This is a genomic window from Synechococcus sp. MW101C3, from assembly GCF_002252635.1.
Classification (GTDB): domain Bacteria; phylum Cyanobacteriota; class Cyanobacteriia; order PCC-6307; family Cyanobiaceae; genus MW101C3.
Genome location: NZ_NQKX01000005.1, coordinates 204,740 through 228,788, shown reverse-complemented (window position 1 = coordinate 228,788; position 24,049 = coordinate 204,740). Strand labels below are relative to the sequence as shown.

The 24,049-nt window shown below is 69.0% G+C and carries 20 protein-coding genes; 13 read left to right on the top strand and 7 right to left on the bottom strand.

What is annotated here, in order from left to right; genetic code table 11:
• Nucleotides 1-15 precede the first annotated feature (15 nt).
• On the bottom strand, nt 16-468 hold the full coding sequence (locus CJZ80_RS07990; protein WP_094512390.1) for a hypothetical protein: 453 nt from the start codon (nt 466-468) through the stop codon (nt 16-18).
• A 99-nt stretch (nt 469-567) separates the two neighbouring features.
• Between CJZ80_RS07990 and alaS the strand changes: the two genes are divergently transcribed.
• The gene (alaS, locus tag CJZ80_RS07985; protein WP_094512158.1) at nt 568-3,270 is read left to right on the top strand and encodes an alanine--tRNA ligase; all 2,703 of its coding nucleotides are present in this window, start codon (nt 568-570) and stop codon (nt 3,268-3,270) included.
• Nucleotides 3,271-3,453: 183 nt separating this feature from the next.
• Here alaS and CJZ80_RS07980 read toward each other — a convergent pair whose 3' ends face one another.
• Nucleotides 3,454-5,064, bottom strand: coding sequence for a mechanosensitive ion channel family protein (locus tag CJZ80_RS07980; RefSeq protein WP_094512154.1), 1,611 nt, complete (start codon nt 5,062-5,064; stop codon nt 3,454-3,456).
• Nucleotides 5,065-5,246: 182 nt separating this feature from the next.
• Here CJZ80_RS07980 and CJZ80_RS07975 point away from each other — a divergent pair, with 182 nt between their 5' ends.
• The 3 genes from CJZ80_RS07975 to CJZ80_RS15315 all read left to right on the top strand — a co-directional run bounded on the left by CJZ80_RS07975 (nt 5,247) and on the right by CJZ80_RS15315 (nt 6,609).
• Complete coding sequence (locus CJZ80_RS07975; RefSeq protein ID WP_094512149.1) at nt 5,247-5,948, top strand: SIMPL domain-containing protein; 702 nt, start codon at nt 5,247-5,249, stop codon at nt 5,946-5,948.
• An 81-nt stretch (nt 5,949-6,029) separates the two neighbouring features.
• Nucleotides 6,030-6,398: a DUF3307 domain-containing protein gene (locus CJZ80_RS07970; protein ID WP_094512389.1), complete on the top strand. Its 369-nt coding sequence runs from the start codon at nt 6,030-6,032 to the stop codon at nt 6,396-6,398.
• Nucleotides 6,399-6,459: 61 nt separating this feature from the next.
• Entirely contained in the window at nt 6,460-6,609 is a 150-nt protein-coding gene (locus CJZ80_RS15315; RefSeq protein WP_158217453.1) for a hypothetical protein, read from the top strand.
• 9 nt (nt 6,610-6,618) lie between these two features.
• On the opposite strand, the gene speA is transcribed toward CJZ80_RS15315, so the two are convergent.
• On the bottom strand, nt 6,619-8,595 hold the full coding sequence (gene speA / locus CJZ80_RS07965; RefSeq protein ID WP_094512145.1) for a biosynthetic arginine decarboxylase: 1,977 nt from the start codon (nt 8,593-8,595) through the stop codon (nt 6,619-6,621).
• A 286-nt stretch (nt 8,596-8,881) separates the two neighbouring features.
• On the opposite strand from speA, the gene ndk reads away from it, so the two are divergent.
• The 5 genes from ndk to CJZ80_RS07940 all read left to right on the top strand — a co-directional run bounded on the left by ndk (nt 8,882) and on the right by CJZ80_RS07940 (nt 14,719).
• The gene (gene ndk / locus CJZ80_RS07960; RefSeq protein WP_094512141.1) at nt 8,882-9,340 is read left to right on the top strand and encodes a nucleoside-diphosphate kinase; all 459 of its coding nucleotides are present in this window, start codon (nt 8,882-8,884) and stop codon (nt 9,338-9,340) included.
• A 33-nt stretch (nt 9,341-9,373) separates the two neighbouring features.
• Complete coding sequence (locus CJZ80_RS07955; RefSeq protein WP_094512135.1) at nt 9,374-10,054, top strand: FecR family protein; 681 nt, start codon at nt 9,374-9,376, stop codon at nt 10,052-10,054.
• A gap of 44 nt (nt 10,055-10,098) precedes the next feature.
• On the top strand, nt 10,099-11,940 hold the full coding sequence (locus CJZ80_RS07950; protein WP_233132909.1) for an adenylate/guanylate cyclase domain-containing protein: 1,842 nt from the start codon (nt 10,099-10,101) through the stop codon (nt 11,938-11,940).
• A 36-nt stretch (nt 11,941-11,976) separates the two neighbouring features.
• Nucleotides 11,977-12,747, top strand: a complete 771-nt coding sequence (locus CJZ80_RS07945) for a FecR domain-containing protein (protein WP_144036980.1) — start codon at nt 11,977-11,979, stop codon at nt 12,745-12,747.
• A gap of 79 nt (nt 12,748-12,826) precedes the next feature.
• Nucleotides 12,827-14,719 carry an adenylate/guanylate cyclase domain-containing protein gene (locus CJZ80_RS07940; RefSeq protein WP_094512130.1) on the top strand — a complete coding sequence of 631 codons (1,893 nt, stop codon included), beginning with the start codon at nt 12,827-12,829 and terminating at the stop codon, nt 14,717-14,719.
• Here the strand turns inward: CJZ80_RS07940 and thiO are convergent.
• From thiO to CJZ80_RS07925, 3 genes are read right to left on the bottom strand one after another with little or no spacing between them, the layout of a single operon-like run.
• Nucleotides 14,674-15,828, bottom strand: coding sequence for a glycine oxidase ThiO (gene thiO / locus CJZ80_RS07935; protein ID WP_094512125.1), 1,155 nt, complete (start codon nt 15,826-15,828; stop codon nt 14,674-14,676). The two genes, CJZ80_RS07940 and thiO, sit on opposite strands and share 46 nt — an antisense overlap.
• A 27-nt stretch (nt 15,829-15,855) precedes the next feature.
• Entirely contained in the window at nt 15,856-17,118 is a 1,263-nt protein-coding gene (locus CJZ80_RS07930) for a cation:proton antiporter (RefSeq protein WP_094512122.1), read from the bottom strand.
• A complete protein-coding gene (locus tag CJZ80_RS07925; protein WP_094512117.1) occupies nt 17,115-18,467 on the bottom strand; it encodes a sodium:alanine symporter family protein in 1,353 nt (450 codons plus the stop codon). The genes CJZ80_RS07930 and CJZ80_RS07925 overlap by 4 nt, the downstream gene beginning before the upstream one ends.
• Before the next feature lie 32 nt (nt 18,468-18,499).
• Here CJZ80_RS07925 and gatB point away from each other — a divergent pair, with 32 nt between their 5' ends.
• The 4 genes from gatB (at nt 18,500) to CJZ80_RS07910 (ending at nt 23,233) form a co-directional block, all read left to right on the top strand.
• Complete coding sequence (gatB, locus tag CJZ80_RS07920; protein ID WP_094512113.1) at nt 18,500-19,996, top strand: Asp-tRNA(Asn)/Glu-tRNA(Gln) amidotransferase subunit GatB; 1,497 nt, start codon at nt 18,500-18,502, stop codon at nt 19,994-19,996.
• Between the two features lie 597 nt (nt 19,997-20,593).
• On the top strand, nt 20,594-21,769 hold the full coding sequence (locus tag CJZ80_RS15085; RefSeq protein WP_144036979.1) for a hypothetical protein: 1,176 nt from the start codon (nt 20,594-20,596) through the stop codon (nt 21,767-21,769).
• Nucleotides 21,769-21,924: a hypothetical protein gene (locus tag CJZ80_RS15310; protein WP_158217452.1), complete on the top strand. Its 156-nt coding sequence runs from the start codon at nt 21,769-21,771 to the stop codon at nt 21,922-21,924. Before CJZ80_RS15085 ends, CJZ80_RS15310 begins: the two co-directional genes overlap by 1 nt.
• A 487-nt stretch (nt 21,925-22,411) precedes the next feature.
• Nucleotides 22,412-23,233, top strand: a complete 822-nt coding sequence (locus tag CJZ80_RS07910) for an HpsJ family protein (protein ID WP_144036978.1) — start codon at nt 22,412-22,414, stop codon at nt 23,231-23,233.
• Nucleotides 23,234-23,284: 51 nt separating this feature from the next.
• Here CJZ80_RS07910 and coaE read toward each other — a convergent pair whose 3' ends face one another.
• On the bottom strand, nt 23,285-23,944 hold the full coding sequence (gene coaE, locus CJZ80_RS07905; protein WP_094512100.1) for a dephospho-CoA kinase: 660 nt from the start codon (nt 23,942-23,944) through the stop codon (nt 23,285-23,287).
• Between the last annotated feature and the right edge of the window lie 105 nt (nt 23,945-24,049).

The following is a 24,049-nucleotide window of genomic DNA, read 5'->3' as shown; positions in this document are numbered from 1 at the left end:
GGGGTCAGGGCCTGATCAAGGCCGAAGTGCGGGCAGCAGACGCTGGGCACCTTGCAGCAGCAGGGCAGCGCCCGCGACAGGCAGCCAGAGGGGCAGCCAGGCACGGATCAGCGCCATCATCAACGACGACAGCCCCGGCGCCAGGCCCTGGCCCCACGCCAGCGGGCCGAACGAGGGCAGATCCAAGGCGGCGCCAAGGCTGAGGATGCCGCACACCGCTCCCACCAGCCCCGCCTGCAGGTGGCCGTCATCCGGGTCGACGCGCTGCAGGTGAAAGGCCAGCAGGCCATAGAAGAAGCCGCAGCCCCCGGCCCGCAGGGCCGGCTCCAGGCCCCCGCCCAGGCCGAGCGCCGCCGCCGCGCCCCCGGCCAGCAGCGCCCAGCTGATCGATTGCAGCCGCAGGCGTGCGCGGGGCTGTGGCGTTGGCCTGGGCTGCGCCGGAGGCTGGGGCTGGTCGGAGGCGGGCAGCACAGCGACGGCGGGGCGGGCGCAGCGTAAGGTGCCGGATCCGGTCAGGGGGGCGCTCGCCGAAGATGGGCGCTTCGCATTGTTTCGTCGCGACGGGCCATGGCTGCCGCACCTTCTTCCAGCGCCTCCTTGGCGGGCCAGCCGCGCCCCCGCAGCGGCGCCGAGATCCGCGAGGCATTCCTGGCCTTCTATGCCGCCCGTGACCACCGGCGCCTGCCCAGCGCCTCGCTGGTGCCGGACGACCCCACCGTGCTGCTCACGATCGCGGGCATGCTGCCCTTCAAGCCGGTGTTCCTGGGGCAGGCGCCGCGGCCGGCGGCGCGGGCCACCACCAGCCAGAAGTGCATCCGCACCAACGACATCGAGAACGTGGGTCGCACGGCGCGGCACCACACCTTCTTCGAGATGCTGGGCAACTTCTCCTTCGGCGATTACTTCAAGGCCGAGGCGATCGCCTGGGCCTGGGAGCTGAGCACCGAGGTGTTCGGCCTGGATCCCCGCCACCTGGTAGTGAGCGTGTTCCGCGAAGACGACGAAGCCGAAGCGATCTGGCGCGAGGTCGTGGGGGTGAACCCGAAGCGGATCATCCGCATGGATGAAGCCGACAACTTCTGGGTGTCCGGCCCCACCGGCCCCTGCGGCCCCTGCTCGGAGATCTACTACGACTTCCACCCCGAACGCGGCGATGACGCCATCGATCTGGAGGACGACAGCCGCTTCATCGAGTTCTACAACCTGGTGTTCATGCAGTTCAACCGCGATGCGGAAGGAACGCTCACCCCCCTGGCGAACCGCAACATCGACACCGGCATGGGTCTGGAGCGCATGGCCCAGATCCTGCAGGGCGTACCGAACAACTACGAAACCGATCTGATCGTTCCGCTGATTCACACCGCTGCCTCTCTGGCTGGCGTGGATTACAGCCAGCTTGAGGAGAAGGGCCGCACCTCGCTCAAGGTGATCGGTGACCACAGCCGCGCCATCACCCAGTTGATCTGCGATGGGGTCACGGCGTCGAACCTGGGCCGCGGCTACATCCTGCGGCGCCTGCTGCGGCGGGTGGTGCGCCACGGCCGCCTGCTCGGTATCGATCAGCCCTTCCTGCGCACCATGGGTGAAGCGGCGATCGCGCTGATGGCGCCTGCCTTCCCGCAGCTGCTGGAGCGGCGTGAGGCGATCCTGGCCGAGCTGGGCCGCGAGGAGGCCCGCTTCCTCGACACGCTCGAGCGCGGCGAGAAGCTGCTGGCGGAGGTGCTGGCCTCCCGCCCTGCCGCCATCAGCGGCGCCCAGGCCTTCGAGCTCTACGACACCTACGGTTTCCCGCTGGAGCTCACCGAAGAGATCGCCGAGGAGCACGGGCTCACGGTCGACCGTGATGGCTTTGAGGCGGCGATGGAGGCCCAGCGGCAGCGGGCCAAGGCGGCGGCCGTGAGCGTGGACCTCACCGTGCAGGGGGCGGTGGCGGCCGCGGCGGCCGACCTCCCCGACACCCGCTTCGAGGGCTATGGCGCCCTGGAGCATCCCAGCCAGGTGCTGGCGCTGGTGGTGAACGGCAGCCCGGCCGAGCGGGCGGTGGCCGGCGAGGCGGTGCAGGTGGTGCTGGATGCCACCCCCTTCTATGGCGAATCCGGCGGCCAGATCGGCGACCGGGGCCTGCTGCTGGGCGGTGTGCTCGGCAGCGAGGCCGCCGGTGACGCCGGCGTGATCGTGCGGGTGGAGGCGGTGAGCCGCCTGCGCAAGCAGTTCGTGCATCAGGGCCGGGTGGAGCGCGGCAGCCTGGGCCTCGGTGATCGGGTGATCGCCCGGGTCGATCGGGCCTGCCGCCGCCGCGCCCAGGCGCATCACACCGCCACCCACCTGCTGCAGGCGGCGCTCAAGCAGCTGGTGGATCCCGCGATCGCCCAGGCGGGTTCGCTGGTGGATTTCGATCGCCTGCGCTTCGACTTCCACTGCCCCCGCGCCGTGAGCCGTGAGGAGCTGGAGCGGGTTGAGGAGCTGATCAACGGCTGGATCGCCGATGCCCACGAGCTGGAGGTGCAGGAGATGGAGCTGGAGCGGGCCCGCGCGGCCGGGGCGGTGGCGATGTTCGGCGAGAAATATGACGCCCAGGTGCGGGTGGTGGATGTGCCGGGGGTGTCGATGGAGCTCTGCGGCGGCACCCATGTGGCCAACACCGCCGAGATCGGCCTGTTCAAGATCGTCAGCGAAACCGGCGTGGCCGCCGGCATCCGCCGCATCGAGGCGGTGGCGGGTCCGGCGGTGCTGGCCTACCTGAACGAACGCGAGGCGGTGGTGCGCGAACTGGGCGACCGCTTCAAGGCCCAGCCCGCTGAAATCGTGGAGCGGGTGAGCGCCATGGCCGAGGAGCTCAAGGCCACCGGCAAGGCCCTGGCCGCCGCCCGCGCCGAACTGGCGCTGGCGAAGGCGGCGGCGCTGGCGGCCCAGGCGGAACCGCTCGGCTCCTTCCTGCTGCTGGTGGCCCGCCTCGATGGCGTGGAAGGTGCCGGTCTGCAGGGGGCGGCCCAGCAGCTGCAGCAGCAGCTGGGCGAGGGGGGTGCGGTGGTGCTGGGCGGCCTGCCCGATCCCGCCGACCTCACCAAGGTGATCCTGGTGGCCGCCTTCGGCGCGGCTGTGGTGCAGGCGGGTGCCAAGGCGGGCGCCTTCATCGGCACCATCGCCAAGCGCTGCGGCGGTGGCGGTGGCGGCCGCCCGGCCCTGGCCCAGGCCGGCGGCCGCGACGGCGCCGCCCTGCCGGCGGCGCTCGATGAGGCGCGCGCCGCCCTGGCCGCCGCCCTGGGCTGAGCGGGCTTTGATGCGTATCGCGGTGGCCCGGTGACTGCAGAGCGGGCAACTTGAAGTTGATAGAGCCGCTTCCCGCTCTTTCCCAAGGCGCTGAGGTAGCGGCACTCCTGATTCGACCGCAATGCCTCGCTTCTAAACACCTTCATCCGACGGGGACGCCCGCTTCTGAATGGCCGCTGTGTCTCAGGGGCGATCGGCCGCTCCACCTCCTGGTCCATCGGCAGTTCCACTGCGTTCGCCCACTGTTGCTTGGCTGCGGCCCGCTTCAGCACGGTCTGCGGCTGCATCCCCGGCAGCCGCTTCCGGGCGTTCCGCGGTGAAGCCCAGCGTGGTGAAGAGCTGCTGCATCGCGCGCAGCAACTGGTTCTGCTGGGCCAGCCGGCTTGCCAGCTCCAGCCCCTCCAGTTCGGCCCGGCGGCCGCTCACCAGTTGTGCCAGGCGCTCCATCAGCTCTGGGTTGTCCTGCAGCAGCGGACCGATGTGCTCGCGGTTCACCTCCAGCAGCAGGCATTCCTCCTGAGCCTGCACCGTGGCGCTGCGCGTGCTGTCGGTGAGCATCGCCATTTCGCCGAACAGGGCCCCCGCCTCCAACCTGGCCACGTGAATCGGCGCTTCCCCAGGTTTTTGCTTCCACACATCCACACTCCCCTTCACCACCTGATACATCGCCCCACCCCGATCCCCTTCGCGCACGATCACCTCTGCCGCGGCATAGCGCACGCAGCGGATGTGGCTGGCGAGGCGATCAATCTCTTCCTCATTGAGTGCTTTGAACAGCGGATTGAGTGCCAGCAGGCGCCTGCGCTCCGCCTCGGCGCTGCTCACCGGCTGGCTCGTCTTCCCCTGCGGAGCCTGGCGGCGCAGCTCGCGCACGGGATAGGGAATGCTCTGCCCTGCGCGCTCGAGCCGGTACCAGATCTGTTCGAGCAGATCGCTCCGCAGCGACAGCTGAGCGGCCAGACCACCGGGAGCCTGATACACCACGATGTCGTAGAGAATCGCGCTGTCGGCGAACTCCTTCACCCACACGATCGGCTCCGGCTCCGCCAGCACGCGCGGATGCTGACGCACGCTCTCCAGCAGCAGCTGCCTGGCCTGGGTGGTGGGGAAGGCGTAATCGAGGCCGATGCTGAAACGGTTGCCCATGAAGCCGAAGGCGCCATGGTTGCGCACCACCTCGGAGGTGATCTTGGTGTTGGGAACGATCACCAGGGTGCCGGTGAGATCCCGCAGGCAGGTGTCCCGCCAGTTGATCTCCACGATCACGCCGGCGGTGCCATCTTCGAGCCAGACGAAATCCCCTTGCTGGAAGTGCTCATCGAGCTGCAGTTCCAGGCCGGCGAACAGATCCTTGAGCGGTTCCTGGGCCGCCAGGCCGATCATGGCGGTGAGCACGGCCGAGGTGGTCACCAGGCCGAGCAGGTCGAAGCGGGCCAGTTCCTTGAACACCACCACGGTGGCCACCGTGCCGCTGGTCAGCATCAGCAGCTGCAGCAGGATTTCCGGTGGCCGGTTCCAAAGCTTCAGGGCCGCCGGCACCTCCAGGCCCACCCACAGCAGCAGCCGGATCGCGGCATAGATCAACACCAGCTCATCGAGCAGGGCGAACCAGGGCCGGTATCCCAGCGGCATCACCAGCGGCGACAGCGAGCGGCTGATCGCCCACACCACCGTGGCCACCGCCGGCAGCTGCAGGGGAAATGCCGGCCAGCGCCCCGCTCTGCAGAGATTGCGGGCCAACAGCAGCAGGGCCAGGCTGCTGAGGGCGATCAGCCACACCTGCAGCGGATGCATGGGGAGAGGGCGGTGGCGGAGGGTGCAGCCCCGCGAGGAGAGGGCCTGCCGGCAGCACCCTAGGGGTCATGCCGACGGGGAACCACGAAGATCTGACCCCATGCGTCTGGAGGCGGCAAACAGCCGTTCAGGCCCCAAGCTTCAGAGGGGCGTGACCGCCCTGCCCCACTGAAAGCCTTGCGATGCGTCGCGCCCTCCCCGCTCTCACCACCGCTGCCTGCCTGCTGCCTGCCTGCCTGCTGCTGGCGCGGCCGGCCCTGGCCCAGGCGCAGCCGCTTCGCTGCGACGGCACCACGCTGGAGGTGCGGGGCAGCGCCGAGCTGAAGCGGGCTGCCGACCGCTTGCGCTTCTCCCTGGAGCTGCAGGCCGAAGCTCCCGGCAACGACGCCGCCCTGGCACAGCTCCAGACGCGGCTGGCGGCCGTGCGCACCGCCCTGCAGGCGTTGCAGGTGAGCGAGCTGGAGGTCACTTCGCCCACCACCTGGTCACGGCCGGCCACCAAGCAGCAGCCGGCCGCGATCCAGGCCCGGCTGCAGGTGAGTGGCGAGCTCGCCCCGGCCCGGCTGCAGGCGCTGATCCGCCAGGTGGGCGGGCTGCCGGGGGTGCAGTTGGCGCCGGTGAGCACCCAGCCGTCGGCGGGCGGTGATGCGGCCGCCCGGCGCCAGCTGCTCAAGGGGGCCTACCAGGACGCCCTCACCCAGGCGCGGGATCTGGCTGACGCGATCGGCCTGCGTACGGTCACCCCCTTGGGCGTGGTGCTCGAAGGCGGCATGCGCCCCATGCTGATGAAGGCCGTTGCCGCCGAGAGCGTGGGCTTTGACCCGGCCGAACTTCCCGGACCCGTGGATCGGCTGGCGCTGCAGGCCACCTTCTGCGCCCGTTGAACGTGCCAGGGTCTGCGCTTGCTGAGCCGTCTGAAGGGCGTGCCGTCATGCTGATTTTCTGTAGCGATGACGGAGCCAGCCATGCTGTCGGGCCTTGCGCACAGCCTCTCGGGTCTGGAGCTGTTTCTGTTGCTGGCGATGGGGCACTTCGTCGGTGATTTCGCCCTCCAGAGCGATCGCATGGCAGTGGAGAAATGCAGGGGCCGCGATCACACCCTCTCCTGGTCGTGGTGGCTCACCGCCCACGCCGGCGTCCATGGCTTTCTGGTGGCCCTCCTCACTGGAATCGTCTGGCTGGGTGTGGCCGAGTGGCTGGTGCATGCCCTGATCGACTGGGGGAAATGCGCGGGCTACTACAGGCTTGGCCTCGACCAGACCCTTCACTTGCTCTGCAAGTTGCTCTGGGCGTTCAGCGCCGTGCATATCGCTGCCAGGTTGGCGCTCTCCTGAACCGGCCAGTGCCTGATTCGCTGCGAGACAGCGCAGCCGGCCGCAACACGCGCAGGCGCTGGTGGAAATCCTGCCCATCGACTCAGATCCCGATCGGGTCGCCGTGCTCCTGCGCTCCGGGGTGTGTCCCACCGACGCCGAGGCCTTCCTCAAGCCCGAGCAGCTTGATGACGTGAGCATTGAGCGCGGCCTCGGCCCCGCCGCCTGCTGAGTGGGCGCTTCAGCGGGCCTGCAGATAGGTGGTCTGCCGCAGGCTGGTTTCCAGGTGATCCATCAGGCGGCGGGCATCGCCGATGCCCAGCTGCCCCTGGGCGATCGCCGTCTCGCTGGCCATGCGCAGCCGCTCCAGCAGCAGCTGGGGGTCGTGCTCCATCGCCTGCAGTACCTCGGCATTGGTGTCGCCGCGCACCACGTGATCCACCCGGTAGCCGCCGCCGGGCGCCAGGCGGATGTGCACGGCATCGGTGCTGCCGAACAGGTTGTGCAGGTTGCCCATCACCTCCTGGTAGGCACCGGCCAGGAACAGGCCGATCCAGTAGGGCTCACCGGTCCGCAGCGGGTGCAGTTCCAGCAGGGTCTTCACCTGGCCCCGGTCGATGAAGCGGGCCAGCTTGCCGTCGGAATCGCAGGTGAGATCGGCGAAGCTGCCCAGCCGGCCCGGCCGCTCGTCCAGCCGTTGCAGCGGCATCACGGGGAACAGCTGATCGATCGCCCAGGTGTCAGGCGCCGAGCGGAACACCGAGAGGTTGGCGTAATAGGTGGAGGCCAGGGCCGCCGGCAGGGTGCGCAGCTCCTGGGGAATCGGCGTTTCAGGCGGCAGCAGGGCCAGCCGTTCGGCGATCGCCTGGCAGCAGGCCCAGGTGAGCTGCTCGGCCAGGCCCCGCTCCGGCAGGCCCAGGTAGCCGAGGCGAAAGGCCGCCATCGCGTCGTCCTTGAACTTGAGGGCGTCGTTCCAGGCCTCCTGCAACCGCTCCAGGGCCAGGGCGATCGACGCGGGGTCCGCGGCCGCCACCGCCTCGATCCCCGCATGGGTGTCACGCAGGTTCCGCAGGATCAGGGCCTCCTCGCCGCTGGCCGCCGGCACGGCGCCGGGAAGGCCGCTGGCCCCCAGCACGTCGAACACCAATACCGAGAAGTGGCTGGCGAGGGCCCGGCCGCTCTCGCTCACCAGCGTCGGCACGGCGATGCCCGCGCTGTCGCAGCACTCCCGCACGGTGGCCACCACGTCGTTGGCGTAGTTCTGCAGCGAGTAGTTCTTGGAGGCGGCCGTGGCGGTACGGCTGCCGTCGTAGTCGACGCCCAGGCCGCCGCCCACATCCAGGTAGCCCATCGGTGCCCCCAGCCGGGTGAGCGCGGCATAGATCTGCCCCGCCTCCTGGAGGGCGTCCTTGAGCACGGCGATGTCGTTGATCTGGCTGCCCACGTGGAAGTGCAGCAGGCGCAGCTCGCCCAGCAGGCCGGCGGCGCGCAGGGCCTCAACGGTGGCCAGCAGGTCGGGCACCGACAGGCCGAACTTGGCCTTCTCGCCCACCGAACTGCCCCAGCGGCCGGTGCTGCGGGTGGCCAGCTTGGCGCGGATGCCGATCAGCGGCGCCGCCCCCAGGTCGCGGCTGGCGCTGATGATCCGCTCCACCTCATCGGCCTGCTCGATCACCACCACCGGCTGCCGGCCGAGCCGCCGGGCCAGGATCGCCGTCTCGATGTAGCGCTGATCCTTGTAGCCGTTGCAGATCAGCAGCGCCTGGGGATCGTTCACCAGCGAGAGCGCGATCAGCAGCTCCGCCTTGCTGCCGGCCTCCAGGCCGAAATGCCACTGCCGGCCGCTTTCCACCAGCTGCTCCACCACGTGGCGCTGCTGGTTGCACTTCACCGGAAACACGCCCTGATAGCGGCCGGCGTAGGCGTACTGGGCGATGGCGCGCTCGAAGGCGCCGTGCAGCCGCTCGAGGCGGTCCTCGAGGATGTCGTCGAAGCGGATCAGCAGCGGCAGGCTGAGGTTGCGCCCCCGCAGCTCCTGCACCAGCTCCACCAGATCGAGCGAGCCGCCGCGCTCGCCGCGGGGCTGCACGATCACGTGGCCGCGGGCGCTCACGGTGAAATAGGGATCCCCCCAGGCTTCGAGGCCGTACAGGCGGCTGCTGTCGGCCACGCTCCAGGCCAGGCCCGACGGAGCGGCGGCAACGGTTTCAGCAGGCATGGGCACGGGGCTGGAAAGAAGCGGCCCAAGGCAGCTTAGTCAGCGGAAACAGGCCAGGTTCAGGGCGTCGCAGGCGTCAGCTCCCAGCCGAGGACGCTGCCACGCCCCCGGTCCCGGGCGCCTCCTCTGCCCACCATCCGCTGCAGGCCGAGCGCCGGCCCCGCTGGGGCTCGGTACCTCAGCAGAAACAGGTCCAGCCGATGACATGGCGCCCGCCCGCATCGGGGTTGCTTGCCAAGCGGCAGCCCCAGCGCGGACGATGGCCCCATTCCCAAGAGCAACTGCCATGGCCACCGAACGCACCTTCCTCGCGATCAAACCGGACGGGGTGCAGCGCGGGCTGGTGGGCGAGATCCTGGGGCGCTTCGAGCGCAAGGGCTTCAAGCTGGTGGGCCTCAAGCAGCTGGTGCCCAGCCGGGAACTGGCAGAGAGCCATTACGGCGTGCACCGGGAACGGCCCTTCTTCGCCGGCCTGGTGGCTTTCATCACCAGCGGCCCTGTGGTGGCGATGGTATGGGAGGGCGATGGTGTGATCGCCAGTGCCCGCAAGTTGATCGGCGCCACCAAGCCCCTGGAGGCCGAGCCCGGCACGATCCGCGGCGATCTGGCCGTGAACATCGGCCGCAACGTGATTCATGGCTCTGATGCGGCGGAAACCGCCGATTTCGAGATTGGCCTCTGGTTCGAAGCCTCCGAGCTCAGCGATTGGACGCCGGCTGACCAGGTGTGGCGCGTCGAGCCCTGAGCCTTCATCCTGAGGGCCGTAACAGCGAGCTTGATGCCGCGCTCCGCCAGCCGGGCTTACGCCGCAGTTGTTTTCACCGGTGCGTCGCTGGTGGCGGTGTTAGGCCTTTCCGGCGGGGCCCCGGCCACCGTGCAATTGCCCCGGGTGATCGATGTGGCGGAGCGACCCGCCTTCATCAAGCCTCCCGGCCGAACGGAGCAGAAGGCCAACGCGGGCCAGGTGCTGACGTCCCGCACGGAGATCCGCACCCAGCGCCCGGGTCGGATGCAGGTGCAGCTGGCGGATGGCAGCAGTTTCCGCCTCGGCGGTGATGCCCTGCTGCGGCTCGATCCGGGCGGCCCCTCCCTGAAGCGCGGCCAGATCATTGCCTGGATCGATCCGGACGGGACCCGCCTCCTTCCCCTCAGGGTTCGCACCCGGGTGGGAACGGCCTCGATTCAGGGCACCACGGTGTTCATCGAGGATTTTCCCAGCGAAGTTCATTTTCTGAGCTGGGAAGGAACCGTGCAGGTGAGCGCCAGCGATGGCCGCCGCTTCACGCTCAATAGTGGAGAGATCCTCACCGCCACCACCACAGGCACTTGGGTGGGCCCCCGCCGGCTCAGCGTTGAGGAGGCGCGCGTGCGCCGCCGCACCAGTGTGCTGATGAATGGCTTCTCCGCCCCGATGGCAACCTTGCCGGTGATCGAGCGCGAGCTAGGCCTCGACCGTTGAGGCTGCTCGGGCCGGGTCGGTGGCGGAGGCTCTGGTGGCTCGCCTTGGCCTTGCCCCTGCTGGCTGGGCTGGATCATGAGCCGGTCACACCCGCAGGCCAGGCCCTGCAGCTGGCCGATGGCCAGATCGCCGCGCTCTGGTTCCGGTTGCGCGGCACCCGCCCGGCTCCTCCGGATCCAGTGCTGCTGGCCATCGATGCTGAATCGCTCCAACTCGCGGCCCTGCTCAGGCCGGCCGACCGGGCTGCGTCGCCGCTGTGGCGGGAGATGGGCCCCTGGCCCTGGCGAAGGGCCCTGCAGGCGCAGGTGATCGCCAGGGTGCTGGAGCAGGGGGCGGCCAGAGTGCTCGTCAACATTGAATACAGCCAGCCCAGCCCGTTCGGGCCGGCCGATGACGCGGCCTTCCAGGCGGCTTTGGCGCCCTGGCGCGAACGGGTGCATCTGGCCGTCCGCTACGGGCGCACTGAACGGCAGGGGGTGGCGCAGGTGGTCCTGGCAAAGCCGCTGCATGGCCTCGGGGCACCCGGGCTGACGATCCTGCTCCAGTCCCCGCAGGGGATGGCGGAGGCTGTGCCGGGGCAGGCCTGGCTCGACCAGCACCTGGCCGGTTTCCCGCTGCCCCACCCGCGCCCGATGGCCTTTCTGGTCAACGACCGGCCGCTGCCTCGGGCCCCGATGGGCCTGAATTACATCGGCCCCTCCGGCAGCCTGGCTCGGGTGCCCGCCTGGCAGGTGCTTGACACCCCCGCCGGCTTCTGGCGCGGCCGCACGGTGCTGTTCGGCGCCACCACCCCGGAGTTGGGGGATCAGCAGGAAACTCCCTTCGGTCCCCAGAGCGGCACCGAGGTGCTGGGAGTGGCGATCGCCAACGCCCTGTCAGGCCAGGGGCTGCACACGCTCCCATTGCCGATTGAGGCGGGGCTGCTGCTGTTCTGGGGGATCGGCGCCTGGTGGTGGCTCAGCCGCAGCAGCTCCGCTGGTCACACCCTGCTGATCACGTTGGTGCTGATCGCGATGGCGCTGCTGGCCGGCTGGGGGCTCTGGGCAGGAGCGCTGCTGCGGTTGCCCCTGGCTGCCCTGCTGCTGGCCACGGTGGCGGGAGGGGGACTACTGGCGGTGGGGCAGGTGCTGGTGGAGGGCCGCGAACGGGCCTACCTCCACCAGTTGCTGTCGCGGCGTGTGTCGCCCGCCCTGCTGCACGACATCCTTCGCAACCCCGGGCCGATCTGGACCCAGGTCGGCGGCAGCCGCGCCCGCTGCGTGGTGCTGTTCAGCGATCTGGTGGGGTTCACCTCGCTGAGTGTCGACATGCCCGCCACCGAGCTCTTCACCCTGCTCAACCGCTACTTCGAAGTGATGGCCAGCGCCGTGCTGGCGGAGCAGGGCCTGCTCGACAAGTTCATTGGTGATGCGGTGATGGCGGAATTCGGCGTGCCCCGCAGCCGCGGCGATCGCGAGGAGGCCCGCGCGGCGGTGCGGGCGGCGCTGGCGATGCAGAGCGGCCTGCAGGCGCTCAACCGGGAGCTGGCGGCGGTGGGCCGGCAGCCGCTGCGCCATGGCATCGGTCTGCACGTGGGCGAGGTGACCGCCGGCAATCTCGGCGCGGCCCAGCGGCTGGAGTTCACCGTGGTGGGGGCCACCGTCAACGTGGCCAGCCGGCTGGAGGGGCTCACCCGCCGCTATCCCGAGCAGCCGATCCTGATCAGTGGGGAGCTGCTGGCCCTGCTGCCCGGTGAGCTGGATGTGGTGCCTCTGGGGGCGCACACGCTCAAGGGCTGGCCCCAGCCGCTCGAGGTCTTCGGCCTGCGGGGTGTGTGCGGGCGGATAAACGGTCCAGAATGTCTGGATGGCCCTTTTCCGTTGCCAGATCCGGGCGCGGGAGATTGACGGCGCCGTTCGCTTCGTCTGAATTCAGGATTCGCCATGCCCGCTCTTGCTGCTTCCGCCGGTGATCTCCTGGCCGCTCGGCTGAGCCTGAATGCTCTGCTGCGCCCAGCCGCCCTGCTGAGCCTGGCGGCTGGGGCGGGTCTGGCTCTGTCGAGCTCCCCTGTGCGCGCCAACGAGAAGGCCACGGTGCGGGAGATTCTTGATGGCAAGGAGCTCTACATCGACGACCGTCAGGCAAAGGTGAAGCAGACGGCCATCACCCCGCAGGAGATCAGCACGAAGAACAGCCGCGCCCAGCTCGGTTTCGCCTCCGGCGCCGCCGGACGGCTCAACCGCTTCTCCCAGCTGCGGCTTGGCAGCACCTGCTTCCTGCTCAGCAAGGGCCAGGTGCTCGTCTCCGGCCCGCAGAGCGGCTGCACCCGCTCCTCACGGCTGAGCGTGCGCGGCACCAACTATGTGCTTCAGGTCGACGACGACGGCATCGCAGAGCTCTCGGTGCTGGAGGGCTCTGTGGAGGTGGAAGCGCTCCGGGATGGCACGCCGACCGGCGCCGCACCCACCACCGTGAACGCGGGTGAACGCCTGCGCCTCTCGCCCGCCGGTGTGGTGCTCGCCCTGCTGCGGCTCACCAGCGGTGATTACGGCTCCCTGATCAACGGACCACTCTTTCAGGGCTTCACCACACCCCTGCCGGCGATCGGGTCACTCGAGAGCTACATCCGCTCGTACGTGCCCGGGGTGTCGCTGCCCTCCGCGCCAGTGTCGGTCCCGTCGATTCCGAGTTTCGGTCTGCCGCGGTTGTTCTAGTGGGGACCCGGCCGGCTGCCGCGACTGCCCGCCCCACCATGCCGGCCTGCACCGCTAGGCCGGCCGGCATGGTGGGGCGATGAAGCTGAGCACCCGGCGGCTGCCGTTGCTGTCGCTGGCGCTCGTGCTGGCGGTGGGGGCCTTGGGGGGGTGGCCACCGGGCCGCTGGCGCGCCTGGGAGCGCTCGATCGAGCAACAACTGGTGCTGTGGCGCGGTCCGCGCCAGCCACCGGCGGCGGTGGTGGTGGTGGCGATCGATGACGCCACCCTGCAGCAGGGTGGCTGGTTCGTGAGCCAGAACCGCGCCACCATTCCCCCCTGGGCCCGCGGCATCGGCACCCTGCCCTGGCCCCGCACCGCCTATGGCCTGTTGGCCGAGCGGCTTTTGGAGGCAGGCGCGGCCGGTGTGGCGATCAATGTGGTGTTCGCCGGCCCCAGCAGCCAGGGGACCAGCGACGACCGGGCCATGAACCGCCTGCTGGAGAAGCAGCGCGGGCGCGTGGCACTCGCGGCGGAGATGCTCGAACCGCAGGACCCGGAAGCAGGCAGCGGCCTCACCCTGGTGCGCCCGGAAGCCTTCCTGGCTGCGATCGGCGGCCCCGCCCAGCTTGGGCTCACCAATGTTCTGCCCCAGCAGGAGGGGGCGCCGGCCTTCCACCCCGAGGCCTACGGCCGCGGCCTGCTGCCGGCCAATGGGGTGGAGCCGTTTCCCTCTTTGGCCGGCACCGCGCTGCGGCTGCTGGGGCGGCCGAGCCTGCAACCCGACCAGCACCGCGCCCTCAACGTCTACGGCCCGGAAGGCACCTTCCTGCGCCTTTCCGCCTGGGAGGTGCTGGACCCGGAGCGCTGGCGCCGCCATCCTCGCCGCGCTGCCGTGCAGGGCGCCCTGGTGCTGGTGGGGCCGGTGGTGTCGCAAGGGGAAGGAGGCAATGCCACCCCGTTCGGCAACCTGTCGGGGTTGGAGCTGCTGGCTACCGCCACGGCCAACTCCCTGCAGGGCGATGGGCTGGCTCCGTGGCCGGAAGCCCCCCTGGCCCGGGCGTTGCTGGCGGCCTTGCCGGTGCTGCTGGTGGCGCTGGCGGCGTTGCGGGTGGCGGCGCTGCGCTGGCGGCTCCTGGCCCTGGGTGTGGTGCTGGTGGTGCAGCTGACGGCGGGGGCGGTGCTGCTCGCCCGCGCTCACCGCTGGCTGCCGCTGCTGGCACCGGTGAGCGGCCTGGTGCTGCTGGGCCTGCTCTACGGCGGCGACGCCTACCTGCGCGAGGAGCGGGAACGGCGGCGCCTGAGGCGCACCTTCGAGCGCTACGTGGCTCCCAGTGTGGTGGCCGAGATCCTGGCCGATCCGGCGGCGGCCGATGGCATGCTGCGCGGCCGGCTGCGGCCGGTCACCGTGCTGTTCTCCGACCTCAAGGGCTTCACCCAGCTGACCCGCCTGCGCAGCAGCAACGGCGAGATCGAGCTGCATGTCCAGCAGCTCAACCGCTACCTCGGCGCCATGGTGGAGGTGATCACCGCCCACGGCGGCACCATCGACAAGTTCATCGGCGATGCGGTGATGGCGGTGTTCGGCGCGCCGCTCAGCCGGGGCCCGCAGGCGGAAGCCCTGACGGCCCTGCGCTGCGCCACCGCCATGAAGGCCGCACTGGCGCAGCTCAACGCTCGCTGGGCCGAAGAGGGCCTGCCGCCCTTCGCCAGCGGCATCGGCCTCGCCAGTGGCGCGGTGATCGTGGGCCAGATCGGCAGCCCCCAGCGGCTCGAATTCACCGTGATCGGCGACACGGTCAACCTGGCCAGCCGCCTGGAGGGGCTCACCCGCCAAGTGGACGCCGGCCTGTTGTTCGATCAGGCCACCGCCGATCTGGTGGCGGAGGTGCTGCCGGTCCAGGGGCTGGGGGAACGGCCGGTGAAGGGGATGGAGGCGCTGCCGATCTACACCCTCGGCCCGGCGGTGCGGCCTGCGGAAGTCGGCGGCTGATCTGCGCGGCCACCCGCAAAAGCCCGGTCCCAGCGGAAGGGGGCGAGCAGCTCCGGCACCGCGGTGGAGCCCAGCAGCAGCGGCACCAGCAGCTCGGCGGTGATCGCGGCCAGCAGCACGCCGTTGCGGTAGTGGCCCGTGGCCAGCCACACCCCCTCGATCGGGCCGGCCCCCAGCAATGGCGCCTCGTCCGGGGTGCCGGGCCGGAAGCCCCACCAGCGCTCCATCGGCGGCCAGCCGGCGGCGGCCGGCAGCAGGGCGGCCAGGTTGTCCTCCAGCTGGCGCTGCCCCTGGGGAGTGAGCCCGTCCGCGAAGCCGGCCTGCGGCTCGGCGGTGGCCCCCACCACCACCAGGCCGTCGTCACGCGGCACCAGGTAGGTCCCGGGGCCGAACACCACCCGCCGCAGCGCCTGGCGCGGTCCCTGCAGCGACAGCATCTGCCCTTTGACCGGATGGACCGGAAGCGCGGGCAGCAGGTCGGCGCTCCAGGCGCCGCAGGCCAGCACCGCCTGCTGGCAGGCCAGGCGCCGCTCCTCCCCGTCGGCGCCCCGCAGTCGCACGCCGGTGAGGCGGCGATCGTGCAGCAGTTCCAGCACCTCGGCGCCCTCCTCGAAGGCCACACCCCGCTCCACGCAGGCGCGCTCCAGGGCCCGCATCAGCTGGCGGCGGTTGTCGATCTGGCCGTCCTGGGCGAACAACAGGCCGGCCTGGAAGCTGGGTCCGATGCCGGGCACCTCCGCCTCCAGCCGCGTGCGATCGAGCGCTTCCCCCAGCGCGGCCGTTGGGTAGGTGTCGCGCTCACCGACGGAACGGAAGGGCACCACGATGCCGCAGGCACGCAGGCCGCAGCGCAGGCCGCTGTCGGCTTCGATCTGGGCCACCCAGGTCGGAATTTGCTCCAGGCTGGCCTGGCCGAGGGCGAGCAGCGGGCCGCTGAGTCCCTCGGCATGGGGGGCGAGCATGCCGGCGGCCACGAAGCCGGCCGCCTCGCTGCGCCGGCGGCTGAGCACCTTCACCGCCAGACCCCGACGGGCACATTGATGGGCGACGGCCAGGCCGATCAGGCCACCGCCGAGGATCAGGAGTGGGTCGCTGGCCGCTGCCGGCATGGCTGGGCGGGGAGATCGCACAGCTCTCTAGTGTTCCAGCCGGCGGCACAGCCAGGGCAGGCTCAGGCCCTGCAGGCTGAGGTTGAGGAACACCACCACGAAGATCAGTCCCTCCACCAGATCCTCCAGCCGGGGCAGCTCGGCGGGGGGGATGCCGGGCAGGGAGGGCAGGACCTGGGTCACGCTGTAGCCCAGGGCGATCGGCACCGCCCCGCGCAGTCCGCACCAGGCGATCAACACGCCTGCCTGCCAGTCGAAGGGCGACCAGGGCTGAAACACCCACACGCTCAATGGCCGGGCCAGCAGCATCAGTCCGAGGGCCACCAGCGCTCCGGGCAGGGCGGCGCCAGGGAGGCTGCTGGCATCGATCAGCACACCGAACAGCAGAAATACCGTGATCTGCATGGTGGTGTTGAAGGGCTCCAGGCTGTGCTCGAGCAGTTCCGGCGTGATCAGCTTGTTCTCGTAGATGTTGTTGGCCAGAAACAGACCCGTCACGTAGGTGGCGATGAAGCCGGAGCCCTCCAGCAGGGTGGCGAAGCCGTAAGACGCCAGGGCGATGGAGATGCCCACCACCAGGATCTGGTCCTTGCTGGTGATCAGGTGATTCAGCGCGTACTGGGCCAGATAGGTGAGAATCAGGCCCACCAGGATGCCGCTGCCCACGCTCTTGATAAAGCCCTGGAGCTGATCCAGCAGGGCTCCACCTTCGCTGCCCCCCTGGCCGGTGAGCCCCACGATCAGAAACAGGAACAGGATCGCCGCGGGATCGTTCACCGACGACTCGAACTCCAGCAGTGAGCGCACCCGCACCGGAATGCGGTCCTGCACCACCCGCAGCACGCTGAGGGTGGCGCCGGCGTCGGTGGAGCCGAGGCAGGCTGCCACCAGTAGGGCCACGCTCAGGGGCATGGGTTGGCCCAGACCATGGAACACCGCCCAGATCAGGCCTCCGAGCAGCAGCGACGACACGGCCACGCCGCCCACCGCCAGCAGCACGCCGTAGCCCAGGAAGCCCCGGATGTGCTGGGTGTCGGAGTTGAGCCCGGCCACGAACAGCAGCATGCTCAGGGTCACGGTGTGCAGGGCCTCCACCGCCTGCACCGTCAGCAGTCCGGCGCTGGGCTGGATGGCGACCCCCAGCACCAGGATGCCGAGGATGGCAGGCACCCGCAGCTGCAGGGCCAGCCGGCTGGCCACCAGGGTGGCCAGGTAGGTCACGGCGATGGCGGCGAGCAGGCCATGCAGCGGAATCTGCAGGCCGGTGGCTATGGGCCCGGTTGCGGTCATGGGTGGTGGCCAGGGGTGGGGGTTGGGGGCAGCGGCTTGGGCAGCGCGGCGAACCAGTGGAACAGGAACGGGGAGAGCAGCAGCAGGCAGAGCAGGTTGGGCAGCACCACCAGGGCCTCCAGCAGTTCGGCCACCTGCCACAGTCCATCGCCGCTGCCGGGGGCCAGCAGCACCAGGGCGCCGCACCAGCAGCCGCGGAACAGTGGCCGCCAGCGCAGGCCTGTAAGAAACACCAGACAGCGCTCCGCCACGACGCTGGCGGTGAGGATGGTGCTGAAGGCGAACAGCACCAGCGCCAGATGGCTGATCCAGAGTGAGCCGGGTCGTGCCCAGGTCATTGCGGCGTTCACCACGCTGAACGGATCGCCGCCGCTGCGGTAGGCGCCGCTGGCGATCACCAGCAGGCCGATTGCGCTGCAGACGGCGGTGTCCACCAGGTTTCCCAGCATGGCCACCGTGCCCTGGCGGAGCGGATCGGCGGGCCAGGCGGTGGCCTGCACGATGGCGGCGCTGCCGGTGCCGGCCTCATTGGAGAACACCGCCAGGCGCACGGCGGCACTCACCGTCACCGCCACGCTGCCGCCGGCGATGGCGCTGGGGGCGAGGGCTCCGTCCAGCACCTGTACGAGCACCTGCTTCAGCTGGTCGAGGTGGTCCAGCAGCAGCACCGCCATGGCCAGGCCGTAGCCCAGCACCATCAGCGGCACCAGCACCACGGCCACGCGGGCGACGCGTTTCAGTCCGCCACTGATCACCGCCGCTGTGGCCAGGGCCACCACCAGGCCGGTGAGCAGGGGCGGACTGCCCAGGTCGAGGGCCATCACCCGGGCCAGCTGGCGCACCTGCAGGCCGTTGGAGGAACCGAAGGCGGAGACCACGGTCATCGCTGCGAACACCGTCGCCAGCCAGCGCCAGCGCCGGTGCAGGCCGCGGCGGATGGTGAGCATCGGCCCCGCCAGCACGCTGCCATCGGCCAGGCGGCGGCGGAACTGGACGGCCAGAACCGTCTCCGCAAACTTGAGGGCCATGCCCACCAGCGACACCGCCCACAGCCAGGCCAGCACCCCGGGCCCGCCCAGGCTGATCCCCAGGGCCACGCCGGTGATGTTGCCGATCCCCACGGTGCCGCCCAGGGTCACCAGAAAGGCGCTCCAGCTGTCCAGCTCGCCCTCTGCAGCCCCAGGGGCGGGGCCGGGGTGGCGCAGGGCCCGCCAGAGCTGGCGCAGGCCGAAGGGAATCAGCCGCCAGGGCGCGAAGTTGAGCCCCAGGCAGAGGAATACCGCCACGAAGCACACCCAGTCCACCAGGAGGTCCCAGACAAACTGGTGGATCGTTGCAACCAGTTCCATAGGATCGGCCCTGATTGGCAGGCGATGGGCTCATGGTGGCTGATGGGACGGCACACGCTGAAGCAACCGGACCCTGGGAGGCCGTGATCGGCCTTGAAACCCACGTGCAGCTCGGCACCGCCAGCAAGATCTTCACGGCCGCCTCCACCAGCTTCGGCGACGACCCCAACACCCACATCGACCCGGTGGTGCTGGGCCTGCCGGGCACGCTGCCGGTGCTCAATGAGAAAGTGCTGGAGTATGCGGTGAAGGCGTCCCTGGCGCTCAATCTGCAGGTGGCCGAGCACAGCAAGTTCGACCGCAAGCAGTATTTCTATCCCGATCTGCCGAAGAACTACCAGATCTCCCAGTTCGATCAGCCGATCGCCGAAAACGGCTGGATCGAGGTGGAAGTGGCCGAGAAGGGCAAGGACACCTACCTGAAGACGATCGGCATCGAACGGCTCCACATGGAGGAAGACGCCGGCAAGCTCGTGCACGCCGGCAGCGACCGTCTGGCGGGCAGCACCCACTCCTTGGTGGATTACAACCGCGCCGGTGTGGCGCTGGCCGAGATCGTCAGCAAGCCCGATCTGCGCACCGGCCGGGAGGCGGCGGAGTACGCCTCCGAGATCCGCCGGATCATGCGCTATCTAGGCGTCAGCGACGGCAACATGCAGGAAGGTTCGCTGCGCTGCGACGTCAACATCTCCGTGCGCCGCGGGCCCGATGAACCGTTCGGCGTGAAGGTGGAGATCAAGAACATGAACTCCTTCTCCGCCATCCAGAAAGCCTGCGATTACGAGATCGCGCGCCAGATCAAGGCGATCGAGGCTGGTGAGCCGATCCACCAGGAAACGCGGCTGTGGGATGAGAGCAAGCAGCTCACCAAGAGCATGCGCAGCAAGGAGGGCAGCAGCGACTACCGCTACTTCCCCGAGCCCGATCTCGGCCCGATCGAGGTCACTCCGGCGCGGCGCGAGGCCTGGCGGGCCGAACTGCCCGAGCTGCCGGCCGCCAAGCGTCACCGCTACGCCGAGCAGCTGGGGCTGTCGATCTACGACGCCCGCGTGCTGACCGAAGAGCGGGGGATGGCCGAATACTTCGAAGCGGCGGTGGCGGCCGGCGCCGATCCCAAAGGCGTGGCCAACTGGGTCACCGGCGACATCGCCGCCTATGTGAATGCCAATCGCCTCTCGCTGGCAGAGCTGCCGCTCAAGCCGGAGCAACTGGCTGAGATGGTTCAGCTGATCGAATCCGGGGTGATCAGCGGCAAGATTGCCAAGGAACTGTTGCCGGAGCTGCTGGAGAAGGGCGGCTCCACCAAGGCGATCGTGGCCGAACGGGGCCTCGGCATGATCAGTGACCCGGCGGCGATCACGGCGATCGTGGAGGAGCTGCTGGCGGCCCATCCCGAGGAAGTGGCTGCCTTCCGTGGCGGCAAGAACAAACTGCAGGGCTTCTTTGTGGGGCAGCTGATGAAGCGCACCGGCGGCAAGGCCGACCCCAAGCTCGCCAACCAGATCCTGATCGCCAAGCTGAACGGCTGAGATCCGAGCCTGAAGCCTCGCTGAGTGTTTCGGGCCTGGACACTCCCTGGGTCCACCGCCAGAGGGGAAGAGTCTGCTGGGTCGCTAGGGCTGCTTGGCGCTGAGCCTTGAGCCCTCGCTGGGCCTGCTGTCCTGCTGTCCTGCTGTCCTGCTGAGCCTCTGGAGTTGGGGCCCAACGGCTCTTCTAGCCGCACAGCCAGTCGCGTCGGCTGGTCCTTCAGCTGTGCTGAGCGCTGGTGACTCATGGAGTCGCCGGTCAGGTGCCGTGGTGTCCCACCTCCGGTAGGAGGCCCCCCGCCACGACGCTGCATCACAGCTCGCCTCCCCTCTGGCTGGCTCGCCGTGGTCCGGCCTGAAGCAAAGCCTGAGAAAAAGGTTTGCAAAGCCTGAGAGGGCCATGTATGTTTGGTGTCGATTGGCACAGTCTTCCGGTCATTGCCCGGCTGCAGCCCTCCTCAGGCGGCCCACGTCCTGAAAGATCCATGAGAGCGGGTCTCTCAGTTCACGCCTGAAGGCCAGCCGTCGACTCCACGGCGTTTCCGCCCTCAGGGGTGCAGCACCCGCCGGCCCTTTCACGAAAACATCATCTGATTAGCAATGCCTGCAGCTTCCGACATTCGCGCCAGCCACGACCAGCGGTTTGGCACCTGGATCACCAACCCCGACACGCTGACCACCGCACGCCCAAGCGGCAACAGCATCACCGCAGGGATCCCTTGGGTTCATGTTGATTTCGACGGTCACGTAACCGGACCAACCGAAGTCACAACTTCGTCCCGGTATGCAACGACAAACAGCGGCTACACGCTGGATCAGCGCCGCCAAGTGCTTGAAGCTCTCGACAGCGCTTACGCTCCGTTCAACGTGCGATTCACTACGGACCCCAATCCACTTCCCGGTGCCGGATACTACGCAGGGAAACTGTTGATCGGGGCAACCATGACCAGGAATGCAGCCCCCCTTTCTAGCGTTCCTGGGATTGCTAGGTCAAACTCGTTTGGAGGCACGAGCAGCAACCCTATCGCCGCCGTCAGATGGAACACAAGGACGCCGCTAACTGTCAACGAAGTAGGCTTTTTTGCCGTTCATGAAATCGGCCACACACTTGATTTGCGGCACAAGGGGCTTCTGGCTTCCAGCACGGAAAGTGCCGAGGAGTATTACGGCGGCCATGCAACCACAGCAGGCAATCGCTGGTTCCCTTACATGGGAAAGGCGCCTGTTGGAACAAATGTGTTCCCGCAGTGGAGTAAGGGTGACTACTTCAAGAATGGTCGCGCAGCCTCAAATGCCGTCGATGAAGTGGCCGCTCTAACCGCTCGCCTTGGCCTGCGCCCTGACGATTTCCCCGACTTGATCACCAGCACCATGCCAACTCGCAGCGTAGGCGACGGTCGGTTTGTATCTGGCACCATCAGCACTAGGACTGATGTGGACATTTTCAGGGTCCAATGGAATGGCGGGCCGCTCAGTCTTCGGGTAGACCCCGCTGGCGCCGTAATGGGGGCAGGGACGCAGACTGCTTTCGGGGCCACCGACGACATTTCCGGCCTCAACCTGCAGATGGACATTCTCAGGAGCAACGGCACCGTAGCCTTCACGTCTTCGCCGACCAACAGCAAGGGCGCGGCCTTCACGGATCTGAACCTGCCTGCGGGCACATATTTCGTCCGCGTGGATGGCGTGGGAGAGGGCGCCTTCGCCGGCTTCAATAGCACCGGCTTCGATGACTACGGATCTCTCGGCGGCTACACGCTGAGCGGACTGCTGTAATGAACGCCCGCCTCGCCCTCCAGACCATCGCTCAGCGTGCCTTAGCGCAACGTGATGCCGACCGCCTGCGGGTTGCCCAAGAACTTGATGCTGCTGACGAACTCAACCACGATGGCCCGAAGCTCATCATCCTGATCGCCAAGCTGAACGGCTGAGGTCCGAGCCTGAAGCCTCGCTGGGCCTGCTGTCCTGCTGAGCCTCTGGCGTTGGGGTCCAACGGCTCTTCTAGCCGCACAGCCAGTTGCGTCGGCTGTTCCTTCAGGCGTGCTGAGCGCGGCTGGCTGATGGAGTCGCCGGTCAGGAGCCGTGGCGTCCCACCTCCGGTAGGAGGGCCTCCCCCGCCACGACGCTGCATCACAGCTCGGATCCCCTCTGGCTGGCTCGCCATGGTCCGGCCTGAAGCAACGCATGATGAAAGGGTTTGCAAAGTCTGAGAAAACCATGTATGTTTCCTGGCGATTGCCCCACTCTTCCGGCCATTGCCCGACTGCAGCCCTCCTCAGGCGGCCCATGTCCTGAAAGATCCATGAGAGTGGGTCACTCAGTTCACACCTGAAGGCCGGCCGTCGACTCCACGGCGCTTCCGCCCTCAGGGGTGCAGCACCCGCCGGCCCATTCACGAATCTCCGCAGCGAACCCCACGTGACCACCGCTCGCCCCGGCCTCCCCGCCCCGTTTTCCCGCCCAACGGGGCAGCCGGTTGCCGTCAGCGCCGTTCTGGATGGCGCCGCTTCGTGTCTATTCGTGGTGTTCGCGATCAGCGCCCTCACGCTGTTCCTGCCGCTCGATCCCACCAATCCCACCTGGCAGCTGCGAGTGGTCGGCGGTGTGATCCAGGCCGCTCCCCTGGCTCTGGTGGGCTTTCTGCTGCTGCATGGGGCGGCCCATCTCGATCCGGAGCGCTCCCGCTACACGGTGCGATTGGCCACGGCGCGGCAGCGGGCCCTAGTGGCGGCCTTGGGCTTCGTCCTGCTGGTCCCGCTGCAGGCCACCGCTCTGTGGACACTGTTCACCGCAGATGCGGATCAGCTCGCCCAACGCAGGGCTAGCACCGAAGCCACGTTCGTGGCCCTGCGCAGCGCCGTAGGTGAGGCCACCACGCCCCAGGAGCTGCAGCGAGAGATGCGGGTGCTGCGGGGCCCGGCCATCAACGATCAGCAGCTGGATCAGCCGATCGCGGCCCTACGCACCCAGACCCTGCGCAATCTTGACCGCACCCAGGCGGTGATGGACCAGAAATTGCGTGGCCCCGATCAGAAGGGAATCATGGAGCTGGTACAGAACGGCATCCGGATTGGCGTGTCCGGGCTGGCCTTTGCCTTTGCCTTCGCGCTAGGCGCGCTCCAGTGCCGTCCTGCGAGCGCACGGCGGTGCCGAAGCGTCATGGGCGTTTTTTCCCGCCCGCGTTCGCATGACCTCGTGCCGTCTCGCGTGCCGGCCTCCTCCGTCACCACCCGGCGTTAAGCGCTTCCAGCCTGCTGCGGCTCCAGCCAGTTTTCACAGGCGAGCAAGGGCTTAGCGCCTTTCGCCCGTTGCCTCCAGCCCGAGCGCCCGCCCCAGCTGGCTCGCCAGGCTTTCGGCGCCTTGGCGGTTGTCGATCAGCACATCGGCAAGCGAGCGCTTGCGCTCCAGCGGCCACTGGGCAGCGATCCTGGCGTCGGCGTCGGCAGCCGTGGTGCCATCGCGCGCCAGCAGACGTGCCCGTTGTTCGGCTGGTTCACAGTCCACCAACCAGATTTCCGAGCAAAGCGACTCCAGGCCGGCCTCGAACAGGAGAGGGATCATCAGCACCACGGCCGGTTCCTCTGCAAGGCCCGCCAGCTCCTGGGTAAAGCGCTGGCGCACCAGCGGGTGCACCAATCCTTCCAGCCAACGGCGCTCCACTGGATCGCTGAACACCAGCCGACCGAGAGCCCGCCGATCGAGCGTCTCAGCGGGATCCGCTTCGGCACCTTCAGCACCGCCGTCTTCGCCCAGCCGCGGCACCAGCACCTGGGTGCCGAAGCGTGCCACGACGGCTTGGCTGCCGGCGGTTCCGGGAGCGAGCGCCTCCCTGGCGTAGAGGTCAGCATCAAGCACCGGCACAGCGAAGCGGGCCTGCAGCAACTGGGCCACGGTGCTCTTGCCCGTGGCGATGCCGCCGGTGAGGCCGATGCGGCGCTGGTGTGTGGCCATCAGGCTCGCCTCAAGTCGCAGGGTGACTGTGGAGCGCTGGTCTCACGCCGGCCCTCAACGGCTCGCTTCGGGGAACTCGAGCAGTCAGCTGGCGCAGCATGTGCT

Coding starts and splice junctions, on each gene's coding strand:
- CJZ80_RS07930 (WP_094512122.1), bottom strand. CDS start 17,118: ATGACCGCAACCGGGCCCATAGCCACCGGCCTGCAGATTCCGCTGCAT.
- CJZ80_RS07955 (WP_094512135.1), top strand. CDS start 9,374: ATGCCGCGCTCCGCCAGCCGGGCTTACGCCGCAGTTGTTTTCACCGGT.
- CJZ80_RS07925 (WP_094512117.1), bottom strand. CDS start 18,467: ATGGAACTGGTTGCAACGATCCACCAGTTTGTCTGGGACCTCCTGGTG.
- CJZ80_RS07980 (WP_094512154.1), bottom strand. CDS start 5,064: ATGCATCCGCTGCAGGTGTGGCTGATCGCCCTCAGCAGCCTGGCCCTG.
- CJZ80_RS07970 (WP_094512389.1), top strand. CDS start 6,030: ATGCTGTCGGGCCTTGCGCACAGCCTCTCGGGTCTGGAGCTGTTTCTG.
- gatB (WP_094512113.1), top strand. CDS start 18,500: ATGGTGGCTGATGGGACGGCACACGCTGAAGCAACCGGACCCTGGGAG.
- thiO (WP_094512125.1), bottom strand. CDS start 15,828: ATGCCGGCAGCGGCCAGCGACCCACTCCTGATCCTCGGCGGTGGCCTG.
- coaE (WP_094512100.1), bottom strand. CDS start 23,944: ATGGCCACACACCAGCGCCGCATCGGCCTCACCGGCGGCATCGCCACG.
- CJZ80_RS15310 (WP_158217452.1), top strand. CDS start 21,769: ATGAACGCCCGCCTCGCCCTCCAGACCATCGCTCAGCGTGCCTTAGCG.
- speA (WP_094512145.1), bottom strand. CDS start 8,595: ATGCCTGCTGAAACCGTTGCCGCCGCTCCGTCGGGCCTGGCCTGGAGC.
- CJZ80_RS07940 (WP_094512130.1), top strand. CDS start 12,827: ATGAAGCTGAGCACCCGGCGGCTGCCGTTGCTGTCGCTGGCGCTCGTG.
- CJZ80_RS07945 (WP_144036980.1), top strand. CDS start 11,977: ATGCCCGCTCTTGCTGCTTCCGCCGGTGATCTCCTGGCCGCTCGGCTG.
- alaS (WP_094512158.1), top strand. CDS start 568: ATGGCTGCCGCACCTTCTTCCAGCGCCTCCTTGGCGGGCCAGCCGCGC.
- ndk (WP_094512141.1), top strand. CDS start 8,882: ATGGCCACCGAACGCACCTTCCTCGCGATCAAACCGGACGGGGTGCAG.
- CJZ80_RS15085 (WP_144036979.1), top strand. CDS start 20,594: ATGCCTGCAGCTTCCGACATTCGCGCCAGCCACGACCAGCGGTTTGGC.
- CJZ80_RS07975 (WP_094512149.1), top strand. CDS start 5,247: ATGCGTCGCGCCCTCCCCGCTCTCACCACCGCTGCCTGCCTGCTGCCT.